This window comes from Candidatus Deferrimicrobiaceae bacterium, from assembly GCA_035256765.1.
In the GTDB taxonomy this organism is placed as follows: domain Bacteria; phylum Desulfobacterota; class Deferrimicrobia; order Deferrimicrobiales; family Deferrimicrobiaceae; genus CSP1-8.
On sequence record DATEXR010000262.1, the window covers coordinates 1 to 18,233 of the forward strand.

An 18,233-nucleotide genomic window follows, 5' to 3' on the forward strand; every position below is an offset into this window, starting at 1 on the left:
GCGTTCGCGAACAACAAGCGTATGAAAACCGCTCCCCCCAAGTCAAGCCGTTTCGGCGGGAGAGAACCCTTGCTCATGAGTGCTCGATCTGGAACTGCTCGACGTGGAACTTCTCGGAAGCGGAGATGTTCACCTTCATCCCGAACCGGGTCTCGAGCATCTCGATGAACCGGCGGTGCTCGCCGAACATCTCCTCCGCCAGCGCCGGGTGCACGTACAGGGAGACCTGTTTCCCCGACAGGATGGGGGACTGGCGCTCGAGGGAGCGAAAGATCTCATAGCAGATCGTCTTCTTCGACTTGATGATCCCTTCCCCGGAGCAGTAGGGGCATTCCTCCGAAAGCGACCGGACGAGGCTCTCCCGCACGCGTTTGCGCGTCATCTCCACGAGGCCGAGCTCGGATATCTTGCAGATGGTCGTCTTGCTCCTGTCGGCGCGCAGGGCATCGATGAGCGCCTGGTACACCTTCTCCCGGTTCTCCTCGTTCTTCATGTCGATGAAATCGATGATGATGATCCCGCCGATGTTGCGCAGCCGGAGCTGGTAGACGATCTCCTTCACCGCCTCGAGGTTGATCTTGACGGTCGTCTCCTCGAGGGAGGAGCGGCCCACGTACTTTCCCGTGTTGACGTCGATGACGGTGAGCGCCTCGGTCTGCTCGATCACGATGGTGCCGCCGCTCTTCAGCCACACCTTCTTGTCGAGAGCCCGGGCAAGCTCGATCTCGATGCCGTAATGCTCGAAGATCGGTTGCTGCCCCGGATAGAGCTCGATCCGATCCCGCAGGCGGGGAAAGAACTGCGAGGCGAAGTCCTGGATGCGGACGTATTCCTCCTCCGAATCGACGACGATCCGGTCCATGTCCGCGGTGAACAGGTCGCGCACGGCCCGGAGGGAGAGGGAGAGCTCCCGGTGGATGAGAGCGGGGGCGCTTACCGACTCGCTCTTCTTCCGGATCGTGTCCCAGTGACGGACCAGATAATCCATGTCCGTCTTCAGTTCGCCTTCCGTTTTTCCTTCCGCTGCGGTGCGGACGATGGACCCCATCCCGTCCAGGCGGATGTTTTCCACGATCGCATGGAGCCTCTCCCGTTCCTCCGGGTCCTCGATCCTGCGGGAGATGCCGATGTGCCCGGACCAGGTGAGGAGGACGAGATACCTGCCGGGGAGGGTGATGTGGCTGGTGATCCGCGCCCCCTTGGTTCCCAGCGGTTCCTTGGCCACCTGCACGATGAGATGCTGCCCCTCGCGGATCAACCCCTCGATCGGGGGGATGTACTGCTCCTGCGGATACCGCGCCGCGTGGACATCGATTTCCTGCGCGAAGTCCTCGTCCCCGTTTTCGTCGGAGTCGAAACTGATCTCCGGCGTGACGAAATCGCCGGCGTACAGGAAGCCCGCCTTCTCCATGCCGATGTCCACGAAGGCGGCCTGCATCCCCGGGAGCACCCGGATGACCCTCCCCTTGTAGATATTGCCGATGATGTTCCTGTCGTCGCCGCGCTCGAGGAGGAACTCGACGAGGATGCCGGACTCGAGCGTCGCGACACGCGTCTCGTACGGTGCGGAGTTGATGACGATGAGTTTGTTTCCTTTTTGCACCTTATCCCTTCCGGCGCGGGACGAGTTCGGCCGACAGTTTCTTCGCCGAGAACCGGTCGGGGGGAAACGAAGACCCCAGAATTGTCCCGGCGGCGTCGAGCGGCCGGGCGCCTTTCCCGGTTCCATGCACGATTGTAATGAAGAAACCGTCCCCGTTCACCAGGAAATTACTGACCAGGGTTTTCAGGTCGATCTCGGATCTGCTCCCTTCCCTTGTTACGGTCATCGGGAATTCCCGGGAGTCGAGGAAAGACCGCCACGCCGCCTCCGCACGTTCCGGCGTGATCTCCACCGGCATCCCGTGCGGTGGGATCGGGAGGATGGCGTAGCGGCAGGACAGGTCGAACTCGGAGATCCGCGGGGCTCCCGGGGGCACCTGCCGGGCTTCCCTCACGGCAATGCCGGGGGGGAGGAAGGGGGGGAGCTTCCTTTCGATATCGGCCGGCGGGACGGGAGGGAAGAACTCCGCCTCCACGAACTCCGCGAGGCTCTCCGTGCCGACGGGGAGGGCATGCGAAAAGGAAAGCCGGGGGGCGGGGTTGTACCCCTGGCTGTAGGCGACGGGGAAGCCGGCCCGCCGCAGGGAGCGACCCCAGAGGGACTGGACCTCCAGTCCGCTCAGGTACCTGGCCGGCCCCTCCTTGGCGTACCGGATGCGCACGATATGACGGAAACCGCCCTCCCTGGCGGGGGCTTGTTCCGGCGCCGGCGGATGCGCTTCCCCCCGGTCGACCCGACCCGTCCCGGCGGAGTAGGTGACGTTGGACAGGCCCGGGGGGCATGCGCCGCACGCCGAGCAGATTTCCGTGCGGCAGTCGGGTGTCGTCTCCCCCGAGCGCATTCTCTCCCGCTCGGACAGCAGGAACGCCCGCTCGATCCCGGCATCCACCATATCCCAGGGCAGCGGATCGGCCGGGTCCCGTTCCCTGAGGTACCCGGCGGGGTCGATCCCCGCCTCCCGGAAGGCCTCGCGCCACGCTTCGGGGCGGAATTCCTCGGTCCACGCATCGAACCTCGCTCCGCGTCGATAGGCGCCGAGGATCACCGCCCCGAGGCGCGCATCTCCGCGCGAAAAGGCACCCTCCAGTTCCGAAATCTCCGGCGAGTGGAACTTGACTTCGACGTTCCGGTCCCGCCGGACCGCCGCGCGGATGATCCCCACGCGCTCCTTGATCTCCCCGCTTCCGATCTGACGTTCCCACTGGAACGGAGTGTGGGGCTTCGGGACGAAGGAGGACACGCTCGCGGTCACGGTGTTCCGCTTCCCGTGGCGGCGGGCGATTGCGGAAACCTTCCTGACCAGGTCGCCGATCGCCCGCACGTCGTCCGCCGTCTCCCCCGGGAGCCCCACCATGAAGTAGAGTTTGAGCGTCTGCCACCCGTTGGCGAAAATCCACTCGGCGGAGCGCAGGAGGTCTCCTTCGTCCATCTCCTTGTTGATCGCCCGGCGCAGCCTTTCCGTTCCGGCCTCCGGGGCGAGGGTGAAGCCGGTCTTCCGGACCTTGCGGATCTGGCGCACGGTGTTCTCCCGGAGTGCGTCCAGCCGAAGGGACGGGAGGGATACGGAGATTCTCTCGGGGGAGAGGGTCTCCATGGCGTCGGAGATCAGCCGGTCGATGCAGCCGTAGTCCGCGGCCGAGAGCGAGAGCAGGCCGACCTCGTCGAATCCGGTCTTCGGCGCGGTCTCCTGCAGATAGCGCAGCAGGAGCAGCGGATCCCTCTCCCGAACGGGCCGGTAGACGTACCCCGCCTGGCAGAACCGGCAGCCGCGGGTGCACCCGCGGGAGATCTCGACGCTCAGGCGGTCGTGGACGACACGCATCGCCGGCAGGATGGGGGAGGGGAGGAGGGGCGACAGGGAAAGGTCGGGAAGAACCCTCCGGGAAACGGCCGCGGAAATCCCCGGAACGTAGACCCCTTCGATCCCCGACAGCTCCCGGAGCAGTGCGTCCCGCTTTCCACCGCTCCTTTTCCGATCCTCCACACGGTCGATGATCTCCAGGATCGCCTCCTCACCGTCGCCGACCAAAAGGGCGTCGAAGAACTCCGCCACGGGCGCCGGGTTGAGGGTGCAGACGCCTCCCCCCAGGACGAGCGGGTCGGTCTCCCTGCGGTTCGCGCCAAGGAGGGGGATCCCGGCCAGGTCGAGCATGGAGAGCACGTTCGTGTAGGTCAGTTCGTAGGTCAAGGAGAACCCGAGCACGTCGAAATCCCCGGCGGGCTTCCCGGATTCGAGCGAGACGAGGGGGGACCCCGTGGCCCGCAGATGCTCCTCCATATCCCTCCAGGGGGCGAACACCCGCTCACAGAGCGTTTTCCGCCGCGCGTTCAAAATTTCGTAGAGGAGGAGGATGCCCAGATGCGACATCCCGATCTCGTAGACGTCCGGGAAACCGAGGAGGACACGGGTTTCCGCCTCTTCCCAAGGGCGGAGCGGGGGTCTTACCTCGGCGCCGCTGTACCGCGACGGTTTCTTCACGGAAGGAGGAATGTTTCTCATTTTCTTGCGTTTCCATTATGTTTTTGAAAAATCAACTCATTCACGTTACATTATCCAGATGATGATCTCGTACCTGGGATTCGCGTAGTGCGCCTCCTGTGGAGCTATGGGGCCGAATCTTCGTTTCGCCCGGAGGAGTTCTTCGGCCGCGAGGAGGAACTGACCGCGCTGCTGCGAGTGTGCCTCGAAGGCAAGTCCGGCATCGGTTCCTCGGTCCTCATCTACGGCCCTCCGAACATCGGAAAATCGTCCCTCCTCCTGAAGCTCAAAACGGAACTCCAATCGGTGACCGGGGCCACCGCGCCACCGCGCCCCTTCCCGTTCTATTATTCGTTCAGCAAGATCCTGTCCCACCCGCTGGCGCTCTCCCAGCACTTCCTCCAGGAATACCTCTGGCAACTTCTCGCCTTTCTGGGCGAATCGCCCCCAGCGGCGTTCGACCTGGATGCGCTGTGCGAGAGTCTCGGCGCCCTCGGGCACATGGAATGCCGGGATTTTCTCTCCGCCCACCGTCGATACTCGGACAAGGGGGACGGGCTTTCCGCCCTGGCGAACGCCTTCTCCTTCCCCTTCGCAACGGGCGGGAACCTGTGGTACCCGGTTTTCCTCTTCGATGACTTCCAGTATACGATTAAACTCCAGAACATGCCCGACGGGGCGATCTTTTCCATCCTTCGCCCCCACATCAAGTCCGGCCATTTCCCGATGATCATCTCCGGTTCCTCGCCCGGGCACGTCACGTCCTCGCTCAAGCGCGAAGGCCTCTACGGCTCGTTCCAGCTGATCGAGGTGGGCGGGCTCTCGCAGGAAAACTCGATGAAGGCGTGGATTCCTCTCTTCGAGAGGAGGAACATTGCGATGCCGGAGAAACTCATGAGTCGCGCGGCCGCCCGCCTCGGACATGTCCCCATCTACCAGAGGATGTTCGCCGAGGAGGTTTCCTTCCGGAACGCGCAGATCGAAGACGAGGTGGGGTTCGAGAACCTGTACGCTCTCTCCGTGACCGAAGGGAAACTCAACCGGTACTGGCGGGAATTCTTCGAGAACGCCATCCCGGACCGCATGAGCCGGGCCCGGGCCGTCAGGTTCCTGAAACGGGTCATCTGCGACCATTTCCCCATCGACACGTTCGAGGGGGCGTTCTCGCTGATGGGGTCCACGCCGGAGGAGGGGAACGAGATCCTTTCGGCCCTCGAATTCAAGGGGCTGCTCAAGTCCGACTTCGAGCATATCCAGTTCCTCCGGGATCCCGTCCTCGCTGATTTTCTCGGTTGGGCTTTCGAGCGCGGCGTCCAGGGGAAGAACACCTCGCAGGTCGCGGCGGCCATCGTGCAGGCGAAGATCTCCCGCTCTCCCCTGGAGGAAGGGCGGGAGGAGCGCGAGAGAAGCGCTGCGCTGGCGAAGGAGATGATGCGTCGCTGGGACTGCCGGGAGGTCCCCACGCTCCTGTTCGAATTCGGACGGTTCCGCGAGAAATTCGGCGGGAAGGGGCTGCTCGAGGTTATGATCGGATTGGAGAAGGACCCGGGGACGATGCGGCTCCCCAAGGTCAGTTCGGTATCCACGGGGTACAGGACCCGCCGGGACGGAAGCCGGTTCGACTTCGACCTCGTCGCCTACGGATTCCACGAGGGGGACTTCTCCGAGGAGAATCTGGTGATCTGGGCCGTGGACGTCCACTCGGAGAAAACGCTCACGCATACCGCGGTGGAACATTTCGAGAACCGGTGCCGGCTGTTGAGCCTGGAGAAAAGCCTGAAACCGGGCCAGCTCCGCAAATGGATCATCTTCGACGGAGCCGCGGATTCCACGGTCATGGAAATGGTGTCCCGATACGGCATACACCTGACCCACCAGACCCAGATGCGTCTTTTTCTCAACCTGTTCGGGATGGAGGAACTGGAGACGGTACGAGAGGAAAAACGACCCTCGGAACCCCGGGGGGAGGAGAAGCCGCTGGAGTTCGAGCTCGTGCTCCCGATCAAAGCGGATACGGAGGTCGTGGCCGCCCGGGTGGCGGAGGAGGTGGCGGCCTACGCATCGCTGGACAAGGACACGGTGGATCGCATCAAGATGGCGATCATCGAGGCGTGCATCAACGCGTTCGAGCACAGCGGGTCCACAACGGGGAAAGTACGCCTGCGGTACGTCCTTTCCCCCGAGCGGATCGAGTTGTTCGTCCAGGACGACGGCAAGGGGTTCCGTCCGTCCAAGGGAGACGACGAATCGAAGCGGGGCCGGGGGTGGGGGCTCAAACTGATCAGCGAACTGGTCGACGACGTGGACATCATCACGGGAGAGAACGGCACGACGGTCCGGATGGTGAAAAACCTCCGGTCCGGGGACGGCGAGGGAACGATCACTTCCAAAGACGAGGGATGACAACGTGAGCTACCTGACGGTGAAAACGCGAGAAGCGGGCGGTGGGGTGTCCGTCGTGTACGTCAACGGATACCTGAACAACCTCCTGGGGGAGCAGGTGGAGCACGCGGTCTGGGACCTCCTGGAAGCCGGACAACATGGCATTGTCCTCGAGTTCGGGGAGACCAGGCTCATCAACAGCATCGGGATCTCCTTCCTCATCGGCATCGTGGAGCGGATGAGGGAGCGCAACGGCACCCTGGCGTTCTGCTCCCTTGCCCGGATCCACCGGGAACTGTTCCAGGTGACCGGCGTTTCCCGCTACATCCGGATATTCGATTCGGAGGCAGAGGCGCTTGCCTTCTTCGCACAGAACGTCTGAGCCCGTCGCCCGCCGCCCGAAGGATTCCCTCCAGAGAGGGAGGAGCACCATCTACAAGCTCCGGGCGCTCCGGGATTTCACCTTCGGCCTCTCCCGGGCGCGCAACCTCGACGAGTCCCTCCGTCTCGCCCTGATGGTCATCCTGGGGACCTTTTCCCTCCTGAAGGGAGTGCTCTTTCTGGAGGAAAACGGCGAATTCCACGCCCGGGTGTCCCGGGGGGTGCCGCCGGGCATCCCCCCGGTGCGGAAGTCGAAGGCCCTCCTCCGGATCCTTCGCCGCAGCCGCAAACCGATGGCGGTGAGGAAAAAGGGGACCGCCGCGGTGGTGAAGCAGGTTGTCGGCGAGATCGAGAGCGCGGTGCCCGCCCTGTCGGTCGAGTTTCTGTGCCCCCTCGGGACGAAGAAGGGGATCCTGGGCATCCTCCTCCTCGGCCCCACCCTCACCGGGAAGAAACTGACGCCGAGGCAGCGGGAGACCCTGGGCGTCATGACCTCGTTCCTTTCCGCCAATCTCTCCAATCACCGGGTGGTTCTCGAGATCTCCTCCCTGAACGATGTCCTGGGGGCCCAGGTGAAGGAGAACAAACGCCTTCTTGCGACGATGCAGGAGATCTATCTCGATACGATCCGCGCGTTCGCGGCAGCGATCGATGCGAAGGACCCGTACACCCGCGGGCACTCGGAGCGGGTCGCGAGACTGTCGGTGACGATCGCGCGGGGACTGGAACTTCCGGAGCAGGAAGTGCAGGCGATCCATTTCGCCTCCATCCTCCACGACGTGGGAAAGATCGTCACCGACAGGACGATCCTGGACAAGTCTTCCTCGCTTACCCGGGCCGAGAAACGGGAGTTGCGGAAGCATCCGAAGAGGAGCTACGACATTCTCTCCAAGATCCGATTCCCGTACCCGGACGTGGCCCTTCTGGCAAGACACCATCACGAGTGGGTGGACGGGAGCGGATACCCGGACGCCAAGCGGGACAGCCAGATTCCCATCGGGGCCCGCATCATCGCGGTCGCCGACGCGTTCGACGCGATGATGTCCAACCGCCCGTACCGGAAGAGTCTCCCTCTGACGCACGCAATCGCCGAGGTCCGGGATTACGTCCATCAGCATTTCGACCCGGGGGTCGCGCGCGTCTTCTTCCGCATTCTCCGCAAGGAACTGAACGGCGTTGGCGGAAAAGTTCCGTTCCTCCCCAAGGAAGGGAACGGGTTCTCCCGCCGGGAAGTTCTCCGGTTCCTCGACGGGACCCTGAAAGGGTTGTCCTAAGCGCTGCGTCTCGTAATGATGGACTCGTATCGGGCCGATGCCCGGAGGCGTTTCCCCTACCAGTGCCAGGGGCTCGCGGGCGGCTATCGCTCCGCAGCCTCGGAGGGGGGCTCCGTTCGTGGCTCGCCGTGCGGTGAACCTGCACGGCTGCGCTCCCCACTCCTTCGGCTTGCTGCGCTCCTTGGCACCCGGGGGCATGCATGAATACGTTGCCCTATTGGGGAAATAAACCGCTAGGCGATATCCGCCAGGATGGCCCGCAGAGAGGAGATGGACCGGACGAAGTGGTCTTCGCGATGCGGTTCCACGGTGAGGATGGGCTTTGCGCCCGCGTCGCCGGCGGCGAGCAGGACCCCGCGGAAGTTGATCGATCCCTCTCCCACGGGAAGATGGTCGTCCCGGAGGCCGCGGTTGTCGTGGAGGTGCAATTCCCGGAGATCCGGCCCGAACGCCTCGATCCATTTCTGGACGGGGAGGCGGGAGAAGAGGGTGGCATGACCCGCGTCGAAGCAGAATCCCAACCGCTTCGACCCGACCGCCGCGCGGAGACGAAGGAGGTGATCCGGCACCTCGTCGAAGACATTTTCGATGTAGATGTCGACCCCCGCGCGTTCCGCCGCCTCCGCCACCTCGGAGAACGTCCTCTTCGCTCCCGCAAGCCACGCTTCCCCGTCGAAGTCGAAGAGCCAGTCCGAATACCCGCCATGCATCACGATCCCCAGCGGGCGGAAGAGGGGGGCGAGGGAGACGGCCTGCAGAAGGCGTCGGGCGCTGACGCGCCGGATCTCCTCGTCGCGTGCTCCCGGGGATAGGTCATTGAACGGGGCGTGAAACGTCGTGGTGGCGATGCCCACGGACCGGAGCGACTCCGACACCTTTTCCGCGGCTTCCGGCGTGAGCCGGTCGAGGGTGGCTGCGGAAAGGTAGATTTCCGGCCCGACCCCGGAACGGGAGAGAGGGATGACCGTATCCCTCTTTTCCAGCATGGGGAACGGGACCGTGGAGTGAATCGTCCAGCCCTTCAGGTTCACACCTCCGGGATTCGACATGTGGGACCGGGAGAAGATACCGCATCGGACTTTTCCCCGCAACCGGAACGGTACCCGTCCGGATGAAAATCCCTTGACATAATGACGTATACTGCATACATTATCGGGCAATCCCGGGGGCCTCCCTTATCCTTATGCAGAAGCTGAAGATCCAGATCGACAACCACCTGACTCTCCGGGAAAAAATCGTCGAAACGATCCGGAACGCGATCGTAAACGGACAGTTGGCCTCGGGCACCCGGGTCGCCGAGCCGGACCTCGCCGACAAATTCGGCATCAGCCGGACTCCGATCCGGGAGGCGTTCCGACAGCTGGAATCGGAAGGGTTCATCACGGTGATCCCCCGGAAAGGGGCGATCGTGGCGTCCCTTTCCCCCAAGGATGTCGCCGATTTCTACGATCTGAAAGCCGTCCTCGAAGGGTACGCGGCGCGTACCGCGGCAAAGAAACTCACCCCGAAGGACATCGAGAGGATGGAATCGGTGAACCGCCAGATGGAGGCCGCCGCCGCCAAGAAGGATGTCCGGAAAGTCCTCTCGCTGCACAACGAGTTCCACGACATCTTCGTGAGGTCGTGCGGGAACGAGAAACTTCATTCCATCGTCCAGCACCTCGTGATGCAGTTCCAGAGGTTCCGGCTGATCATGGCGATGCCGGGGCGGGTCGAGGGGATCATCCAGCAGCATCGGGAGATCATCGATGCGTTCCGGGAGCAGGACAGCGCCTTGGCGGAGTCTCTCGTCCAGAAGAACGCCCTCTACGGGAAGAAGATTCTCCTCCGGGAACTCACCAAGGGGTAACCCCCCGGCATGCCCGCACCGGACAGACTTCGCCAGATTCCTTCCGTCGCCTCCCTCCTGGCACTCGACGAGATCCGCTTCCTTCTTGCGCGTCACCCCCGGGGCGTGGTCGTGGAGTCCATCCGCAGGCTTCTCGACCGTTACCGGAGCGAAGCGCTGGGGGAAAAGGGAAGGGAGCGAACGCGCGAGGAATGGACCTCTCTCCTGGTTGCCGCCCTCCCCGCCGAGGTGTCCGCAGGCGAGGAGAGCCCCCTCAGGCGGGTGATCAACGCGACGGGGGTCGTGGTGCACACCAACCTCGGCAGGGCCCCGCTTCCGGAGGAGGCGATCCGGGCCATCTCGGACACGGCATCGGGGTATTCCAACCTGGAGTTCGATCTGGCCGGGGGAACCCGCTCGCGGCGGCTCGTGCACGTGGAGCGGATGCTCCTGGCGCTGACGGGGGCTCAGTCCGTCCACGTCGTGAACAACAACGCGGCGGCGGTGTTCCTGTGCCTCACGGGACTGGCGCGGGGCCGGGAAGTGATCGTGAGCCGGGGAGAACTTGTCGAGATCGGCGGCTCCTTCCGCATCCCGGATATCATGGCAGCCAGCGGTGCGAACCTCGTCGAGGTGGGGACCACGAACCGGACCCGGCTCGCCGACTACGAGAGGGCGACCGGACCCGCGACGGCGCTGCTCCTGAAGGTGCACCGGTCCAACTTCCGCATCACGGGGTTCACGGAGGAGGTCACGGCCGCCGACCTTGCCGCTCTCGGGGAGAGGCTCAAAATCCCCGTGATGGAGGATCTGGGCTCCGGGGCCGTCTTCGATTTCGCGCAGGCCGGCATCCCCGGGACACCGACCATCCGGCAGGCGTTGGCCCAGGGGCCGGGAATCGTCACCGTCAGCGGCGACAAGCTCCTCGGCGGGCCGCAGGCCGGAATCATCGCCGGCCGGAAAGACCTTGTGGATCCGTTGAAACAGCACCCTCTTTCCCGGGCGCTCCGGATCGACAAGCTCTGCCTCGCCGCCCTTTCCGCCACGCTCCGGTTGTACGCGGACGAGAGGTGGGCGTCCGCGCGGGTTCCGGTCCTGAGAATGATTCTCGAGGAGGAAAAGACCGTTCGTGCGAGGGCGCGGAGGCTGGTCGCGAGGGTGAGACGGGAGCAGTCTCGCGCCTTGCGCCGGGATGCTTCCTCCGTGGAGGGACCGGCGGACGTTCGGGGAGACGCACGAGAAGGAGGCGGAGTCCTGACGATGCTCGTGGAGCGTTCCTTTTCCTCTCCCGGGGGCGGAGCGATGCCGGAGGTCGAAATCCCCACCGCCTGCGTTGCCGTGTCCCACGAGCGGGTTCCCGTACAGGAGCTGGAAGCGAGGCTCAGGCTGGGGAATCCCCCCGTGGTGGGCCGGGTCGCGAAAGGCCGGATCCTTCTCGACATGCGCTCGGTCCGGGACGGGGAACTCGCCGAACTTGCCGGCGCCCTCGTGGACGCGGCGCTTGCCCCGGTCCCGTCGGAAATGATTGACCCGGGGCGAAGGGGTGGATAGAGTGATTCTGGAAAACGCAAGCCGAGGGGCAGATGCTTAACACTGGGGTGCTCGTTCTCAACCGGGCCTTTTTCCCCGTACATATCACCAGCGTCCGGCGCGCTTTCTGCCTTCTCTACGCCGGCCTCGCGCGGGCGATCAATTCCCAGTACGAGATGTACGATTTCCATTCGTGGAGCGAACTCTCCGTCCACATCAACGAGGAGGCCATCGGCCTGGTGGGCAGGATGATCCGGGTGCCCCGGGTGGTGGTCCTCACCGCCTACGACCGGGTCCCCCGGCGAAACGTTCGGTTCTGCCGCCGCAATATCTTCCTGCGGGACCGGAACACATGCCAGTATTGCGGCAGGGTCTTCCCGACGAGCGAGTTGAACCTCGACCACGTGACCCCCCGGTCCCGGGGCGGCATGACGACGTGGGAGAACATCGTCTGCAGCTGCTTCGTATGCAACAAGCGAAAGGGAGGGGAACTCCCGGAGCAGACGGGGATGCGTCTGATCCGTCGCCCGGCGCGGCCCCAGTGGGCCCCCCAGTTCGCGTTCTCCCCCCGCGCGTCGATCCATCGGGAATGGCTCCCCTTCCTGTCTCTGGTCGACTTCACCTACTGGAACCTCGAACTCGAACATTGAGAGGGCCTTCCGGGGACAAGGGCCGCGGATTTACGGAATCGCTGATCTTCCTCGTCGGCCATCCCCTCTCCCATTCGTTGAGCCCCCCGATGCACAACGGCGTGATCGCGCGCCGAAAACTTCCTTTCCGCTACGTGGCGTTCGACCTCTCCCCGGGGGCGTTGCCCGATTTCTTTCGGGTCGTCCGGGCGGGGAGCTTTCTCGGGGGGAACGTCACGATCCCTTACAAGGAAGAGGCGGCCGTCCTTGCGGACGGCGTTTCGAAGGCGGTCGGAGTGTGCGGGGCGGCGAACCTCCTCTGCGTCAGGGGGCGGCGGCTTCATGCCGACAACACGGACGGGCGCGGTCTTCTCGCGGCGCTCGCGGGGGCGGGGTGGGGGAGGCGGTTTCCCCGGGTCGTCCTGCTGGGCGCGGGAGGGGCGGCTCGCGGGATCGGCTATGAACTGACGCGCGGGGGAACGCGCGAACTGGTGATATTGAACCGGACAACGGCGCGCGCGCACGCCCTGGCGGAACTTCTCTCCCGGAGGTTCCCGCGGGTCACGATCACCGCCGGGGACCTTACGCCCCGAAGGATGGTCCGCGAATTTTCCGGAGCCGACCTGATCGTCCAGTGCACCTCGCTGGGCCTGACGTCGAAATGGATGTCTTTTCCCGGGGATGCGCTAAAGAAAGCGACCCGGTTTGTCGATATAGTGTATCAAAAGGGGGGGACTGCCCTCGTGAGAGATCTCCGCAGAAGGGGAATTCCCGCCATGGACGGCTTGCCGATGCTCGCCTTCCAGGCCGCATTGAGCTTCGCTGCCTGGACGGGGATCGAGGTCCCGGGGGAGGAATTCCTGGCTACCGCACGGCAGGTGCTGGCCGGCAGAGGACCCGGAAGGGGGATTCGCGCTTGACAGGGGATTATCAAATTTATAAATTATGCGTAAATTAGATATAATTAGGTGAATTTGAATTGTCCGTAATGGCAACCAAAATCGGGGAAATGCTCCTGAAGGGGAATCTCATCACCCAGGAGCAGCTCCTGACCGCGCTCGATACCCAGAAAAGGACGAGGGAGCGGATCGGCTCGCTTCTCGTGAAAGCGGGGGCCATCAAGGAGCCCGAACTGCTGTCTTTCCTCGGCAGGCAGTTCAACATCCCCGTGGTCGAACTGTCCAAGTACGAGATCAACCCGGAAGTGGTCCGCCTCCTGCCCGAGGACATGGTCCAGAAAAACCTGGCGCTTCCGATCAACCGGGTGGGGGCGAAGCTGATCGTCGCGGTAGCGGACCCCTCCAACATGGCGATCCTGGATGCCATCGGGTTCAAGACCGGATACTCCGTGGAACTCGTGCTCGCCTCCGAGAGGGAGATCACGGCCGCCATCAACAAGTTCTTCGACCAGTCCCTCGAGTTCAAGGACATCATCTCGGAGCTGGACGACGAACTGGAGGTCGTCCGGGAGGAAGAAGTCGACGTCTCCGAGATCGAGCGCGGGGTGGACGACGCCCCCGTCGTCAAACTCGTCAACTTCGTCCTGACGGACGCGATCAAGAGGAGAGCCTCGGATATCCACATCGAGCCGTACGAGAAGGAGTTCCGCGTCCGGTACAGGATCGACGGCGTGCTGTACGAGGTGATGCGCCCCCCGCTGAAGATGCGCAACGCCATTTGCTCGCGGCTCAAGATCCTGGCCTCCCTCGACATCGCGGAGCGGCGGCTGCCGCAGGACGGCAGGATCAAGCTGAAAGTCGGGAAGGGGAAGGAGATGGATTTCCGCGTCTCCGTCCTGCCCACGATCTTCGGGGAAAAGACCGTCCTGCGCCTCTTGGACAAATCCTCCCTGCAGCTCGACATGAGCAAGCTCGGGTTCGAGCCGGACCAGTTGAGGGATTTCATGGAGGCGATCCACCGGCCCTACGGGATGGTCCTGGTCACCGGCCCCACCGGCTCGGGGAAGACGACGACGCTGTACTCCGCCCTCACGGACCTGAACAAGACGACCGACAATATCTCCACGTGCGAGGATCCGGTGGAGTACAACTTCGCCGGGATCAACCAGGTGCAGGTCAAGGAGGAGATCGGACTCACCTTCGCGGGCTCCCTCCGGTCCTTCCTTCGGCAGGACCCCGACATCATCATGGTGGGGGAGATCCGCGACTACGAGACGGCCGAGATCGCCGTGAAGGCGGCCCTCACCGGCCACCTCGTTCTCTCCACCCTCCACACGAACGACGCCCCCGGCACGGTCTCCCGGCTGCTCAACATGGGGATCGAGCCGTTCCTCGTCTCCACGTCGCTCAACCTGGTTCTGGCTCAACGGCTGGCCAGGAGAGTGTGCACCCACTGCAGCGAGGAAATGAAGATCCCCCCCAAGGCGTTGTCCGACGCCGGAATGAAACCCGACCGGCTGAAGCATGCCCGGCTGCTTCGGGGAAAGGGGTGCGACGAGTGCAACACGACAGGGTTCCGGGGGCGCGTGGCCCTGTACGAAGCGATGCCGGTCCGGGAGGAGATCAAGGATCTCGTCCTGCGCGGCGGGTCGGCCCTCGACATCAAGCGCGAGGCGATCCGGCTGGGCATGAAGACGCTTCGGCAGTCGGGCCTGACGAAGGTCGAAGAAGGGGTGACAACGCTCGAAGAGATTCTGCGGGTGACGGCTCCGGACTAAATCGGCAGGAGGGAGAACGGATTCGATGATTTCCATGCATGAACTTCTGAGCATGATGTACGAAAAGGGAGCATCGGACCTCCACATCACGACCGGGGTCTCGCCCACGATCCGCGTCGACGGGAGGCTCATCCCGATGCCGGCCGAACCCCTGATGCCGCAGGACACGAAGCGGCTGTGCTACAGCATCCTGACGGAGGCGCAGAAGCAAAGGTTCGAGGAGGAATGGGAGCTCGACCTCTCCTTCGGCGTGAAGGGCTTGAGCCGGTTCCGTGCGAACCTGTATATGCAGCGGGGGGCCGTGGCCGGAGCGTTCCGGACGATCCCGTTCAGGGTACGGTCGTTCGAAGAACTGGGATTGCCTTCGGTGGTCAAGGATCTGTGCAAGAAGCCAAGGGGGCTCGTCCTCGTGACGGGGCCGACCGGCTCGGGAAAGTCGACGACGCTTGCCGCGATGATCGACAAGGTCAACACGGAGCGTCAGGAGCACATCGTCACGGTGGAGGACCCGATCGAGTACCTGCACCCCCACAAGAAGTGTCTCGTCAACCAGCGGGAGGTGAATGCGGACACGCAGAGCTTCAAAAAGTCCCTGAAGTACATCCTGCGCCAGGACCCGGACGTCGTGCTCATCGGCGAGATGCGCGATCTCGAGACGATCGAGGCGGCCCTGACCGTCGCGGAAACGGGGCATCTCGTATTCGCCACCCTGCACACGAACTCGGCCGTACAGACGATCAACCGCATCCTCGATGTTTTTCCCCCCTACCAGCAGCCCCAGGTCCGCGCCCAGCTGTCCTTCGTCCTCGAGGGGGTGGTTTCGCAGATCCTCATTCCCAAGGCGTCCGGCGGCGGGCGTGTCGTGGCATTGGAGATCATGATCCCGAACTCCGCCATCCGGAACCTGATCCGGGAGGAGAAGGTGCACCAGCTCTATTCCCAGATGCAGGTAGGGCAGGCGAAGTTCGGGATGCAGACAATGAACCAGTCCCTGCTCGCCCTCTACCTCAGGCGGAGCATCACGCTGGACGATGCGGTCGGGAGGAGCTCCGACCCCGAGGAATTCCGGAATCTGTTGTCGACGTCAGCCGCGGCCGCGGTGAAGATTGCCCAAGGGAAGAATGCATAGGAACAGAGCGCGGAGGAAACAATGGCGAAATTCATGTGGGAAGGGAAGACGAGGGTAGGCGGAACGATGACGGGGGAGATCGAGGCGCCGAACGAGGCGTTCGTCATCGCCCAACTCCGCCGGCAACAGATTGTCCCTGTCAAGGTGAAGACCAAACCCCGGGACCTGCGCATCACGTTGCCGTGGCAGAGGGGGAAGGTATCGAAGAAGGAACTCGCGGTGTTCACGAGGCAGTTCGCCACGATGATCGATGCGGGGCTCCCGCTGGTCCAATGTCTGGACATCCTCGGCATGCAGCAGGAGAACGACGGGTTCAAGAAGGTGATCCTCAGGGTGAAGGAGGACGTGGAGAGCGGGTCGACCTTCGCCGACGCGCTGGGGAAGCACCCGAGGGTCTTCGACGATCTCTTCGTCAACCTGGTTTCCGCCGGGGAGGTGGGGGGCATCCTCGACACGATCCTTGCGCGACTCGCCGCCTACATCGAGAAGGCGATGAAGCTCGGGAAGCAGATCAAGAGCGCGATGGTGTATCCCTCAACGATCCTCGCGGTCGCTGTCATCGTGACCGTCGTCCTGCTCCTGTACGTGATCCCGATATTCGGGAACATGTTCGCGGACTTCGGCCAAGCCCTGCCTGTCCCGACCCAGATCGTCCTGGCCCTGAGCGGGTACACCCGGAAATATTTCCTGGTCTTCATCATGTTCATCGTCCTGGTCGTCTTCGCGATCCGCTGGTACTATCGCCAGGAAACGGGACGCCGCAACATCGACCGCTTGCTCCTGCGTCTGCCGATCCTGGGCGACCTCATCCGGAAGATCGCGGTGGCCCGGTTCGCCCGGACCCTGGCGACGATGGTCGCCAGCGGCGTCCCGATCCTGGAGGGGATGGACATCGTGGCAAAGTCCGCGGGGAACAAGATCATCGAAGAGGCCGTCATGAAAGCCCGGACGAGCATCAGCGAGGGAAAGACGATCTCGGAGCCGCTCGCGGAAAGCAAGGTGTTCCCCGTCATGGTGACCCAGATGGTCGGCGTGGGAGAGGCGACGGGCGCCCTCGACGCGATGCTCACCAAGATCGCGGATTTCTACGACGATGAAGTCGATGCGGCGGTAGGGGCGCTGACCTCCCTCCTGGAGCCGATGCTCATGATCTTCCTCGGGGTGGTCATCGGAGGGCTCGTCATCGCGATGTACCTCCCCATCTTCAAACTGGCTGGCGTCGTGGGAGGGTAGGCTTGTCCCCGGTCCCCATCCGGGACCTGAAAGAAGAGGAGCCGAAAGGCAGGAATCTCCTCCTGCTGCGCTCCGGGGTCACGTTCGCTCTTTTGGTGTCTGCGGTCTCCGTCCAGATCCTGGAGCCCGCGCTCAGCCTGCCCGGCGGGTTCCAGCACCTGTATATCGCCGTCGTGCTGTCGTACGGGTGGCTGATTGCCCGGTACGCCTTCTGGAGGGGCGGCGAGCTCCCTTTCCTGTTTCTTCTCCTCCAGGCGGTTGTGGACGTGGCGTTCGTCTCCCTCATCGTTTTTGCGACCGGACTCTACGACAGCGTCTTCGCCTTCATGTACATCATCATCATCCTGTTCGGAAGCCTGGAGCTGTACATGAAGGGGGCGATCATCTGGGCGGCCCTTTCCGCGGTTACCTACGTCTCGCTCCTCTTTTTGCAGATGAAGGGGGTTCTGGTCCCCCCCGGCGTCGATCCTTCGCCCATCGGGTGGTCCCATTTCCTTCGCCCGAGTTTCATTAACTCCCTCGGATTCCTCCTTACCGGGGTACTGGCCGGGATTCTCGGGGAGGACATCCGCGCGGCCCGCAAACGGATGCACGAAAGGGAAAGCGTGCTGCAGAAACTGGAGACGTTCCACAAGCACGTCGTGGAGAACATCCCTTCCGGGATCGTGACCGTGGACACCCAGGACCGTGTGAGCCTGATCAACGACACCGCATGCTCCATTCTCGGCGTCGGAAAGGAAGAGGTCACGGGGAGACCGGTGGGAGAGGTCCTTTCCGGGCTGGACCTGGGCTATGAGCGCTCCGAATCGCTGATGCCGCGGCCGGAACTCGTCTTTCGCCGTTCGGACGGCGCCGAAATTTACCTCGGTTTCTCCTCCTCCCCCATGAAAGACGCGGACGGTACCGTGATCGGCAGTGTCGTGATCTTCCAGGACCTCACGCCGGTCAAGCAGATGGAGGAGCGGATCCGGATCGCCGACCGGCTGGCGGGGGTCGGGGAACTCGCCGCGGGACTCGCCCACGAGATCCGGAATCCCCTGGCCTCCATCACCGGGTCCTCCCAGATGCTTCGCGAGGTCCCCGAGCTG

14 protein-coding genes are annotated in these 18,233 nt (G+C 63.6%); 11 read left to right on the forward strand and 3 right to left on the reverse strand.

Annotation, left to right across the window (positions count from 1 at the left end):
* Positions 1-73: 73 nt before the first annotated feature.
* Both VJ307_08835 and VJ307_08840 read right to left on the reverse strand, forming a co-directional pair.
* Positions 74-1,603 carry an Rne/Rng family ribonuclease gene (locus VJ307_08835; protein ID HJX74248.1) on the reverse strand — a complete coding sequence of 510 codons (1,530 nt, stop codon included), beginning with the start codon at positions 1,601-1,603 and terminating at the stop codon, positions 74-76.
* A 1-nt stretch (position 1,604) separates the two neighbouring features.
* On the reverse strand, positions 1,605-4,082 hold the full coding sequence (locus VJ307_08840) for a TIGR03960 family B12-binding radical SAM protein (protein HJX74249.1): 2,478 nt from the start codon (positions 4,080-4,082) through the stop codon (positions 1,605-1,607).
* A gap of 108 nt (positions 4,083-4,190) precedes the next feature.
* Here VJ307_08840 and VJ307_08845 point away from each other — a divergent pair, with 108 nt between their 5' ends.
* Genes VJ307_08845 through VJ307_08855 form a run of 3 tightly spaced genes read left to right on the forward strand, consistent with a single transcriptional unit; the run spans position 4,191 to position 8,119 of the window.
* The gene (locus tag VJ307_08845) at positions 4,191-6,485 is read left to right on the forward strand and encodes an ATP-binding protein (protein ID HJX74250.1); all 2,295 of its coding nucleotides are present in this window, start codon (positions 4,191-4,193) and stop codon (positions 6,483-6,485) included.
* Positions 6,486-6,489: 4 nt separating this feature from the next.
* Positions 6,490-6,846, forward strand: a complete 357-nt coding sequence (locus VJ307_08850; protein ID HJX74251.1) for an STAS domain-containing protein — start codon at positions 6,490-6,492, stop codon at positions 6,844-6,846.
* Positions 6,821-8,119 (forward strand): HD-GYP domain-containing protein, encoded by a 1,299-nt coding sequence (locus tag VJ307_08855; GenBank protein ID HJX74252.1) that lies wholly within the window; start codon positions 6,821-6,823, stop codon positions 8,117-8,119. Before VJ307_08850 ends, VJ307_08855 begins: the two co-directional genes overlap by 26 nt.
* A 233-nt stretch (positions 8,120-8,352) precedes the next feature.
* Here VJ307_08855 and VJ307_08860 read toward each other — a convergent pair whose 3' ends face one another.
* On the reverse strand, positions 8,353-9,150 hold the full coding sequence (locus VJ307_08860) for a sugar phosphate isomerase/epimerase family protein (protein HJX74253.1): 798 nt from the start codon (positions 9,148-9,150) through the stop codon (positions 8,353-8,355).
* A 152-nt stretch (positions 9,151-9,302) separates the two neighbouring features.
* Here VJ307_08860 and VJ307_08865 point away from each other — a divergent pair, with 152 nt between their 5' ends.
* The 8 genes from VJ307_08865 to VJ307_08900 form a co-directional block, all read left to right on the forward strand.
* A complete protein-coding gene (locus VJ307_08865; GenBank protein ID HJX74254.1) occupies positions 9,303-9,968 on the forward strand; it encodes a GntR family transcriptional regulator in 666 nt (221 codons plus the stop codon).
* 9 nt (positions 9,969-9,977) lie between these two features.
* Positions 9,978-11,498 carry an L-seryl-tRNA(Sec) selenium transferase gene (selA, locus tag VJ307_08870; protein HJX74255.1) on the forward strand — a complete coding sequence of 507 codons (1,521 nt, stop codon included), beginning with the start codon at positions 9,978-9,980 and terminating at the stop codon, positions 11,496-11,498.
* Positions 11,499-11,530: 32 nt separating this feature from the next.
* Positions 11,531-12,127 carry an HNH endonuclease gene (locus VJ307_08875; GenBank protein HJX74256.1) on the forward strand — a complete coding sequence of 199 codons (597 nt, stop codon included), beginning with the start codon at positions 11,531-11,533 and terminating at the stop codon, positions 12,125-12,127.
* A complete protein-coding gene (locus tag VJ307_08880) occupies positions 12,124-13,026 on the forward strand; it encodes a shikimate dehydrogenase (GenBank protein HJX74257.1) in 903 nt (300 codons plus the stop codon). The genes VJ307_08875 and VJ307_08880 overlap by 4 nt, the downstream gene beginning before the upstream one ends.
* Before the next feature lie 68 nt (positions 13,027-13,094).
* Positions 13,095-14,783, forward strand: a complete 1,689-nt coding sequence (pilB, locus tag VJ307_08885; GenBank protein HJX74258.1) for a type IV-A pilus assembly ATPase PilB — start codon at positions 13,095-13,097, stop codon at positions 14,781-14,783.
* A gap of 25 nt (positions 14,784-14,808) precedes the next feature.
* On the forward strand, positions 14,809-15,912 hold the full coding sequence (locus VJ307_08890; protein ID HJX74259.1) for a type IV pilus twitching motility protein PilT: 1,104 nt from the start codon (positions 14,809-14,811) through the stop codon (positions 15,910-15,912).
* A gap of 21 nt (positions 15,913-15,933) precedes the next feature.
* Positions 15,934-17,145 carry a type II secretion system F family protein gene (locus VJ307_08895; protein HJX74260.1) on the forward strand — a complete coding sequence of 404 codons (1,212 nt, stop codon included), beginning with the start codon at positions 15,934-15,936 and terminating at the stop codon, positions 17,143-17,145.
* A 2-nt stretch (positions 17,146-17,147) separates the two neighbouring features.
* On the forward strand, positions 17,148-18,233 hold a 1,086-nt coding region (locus VJ307_08900), incomplete at its 3' end, for a PAS domain S-box protein (GenBank protein ID HJX74261.1).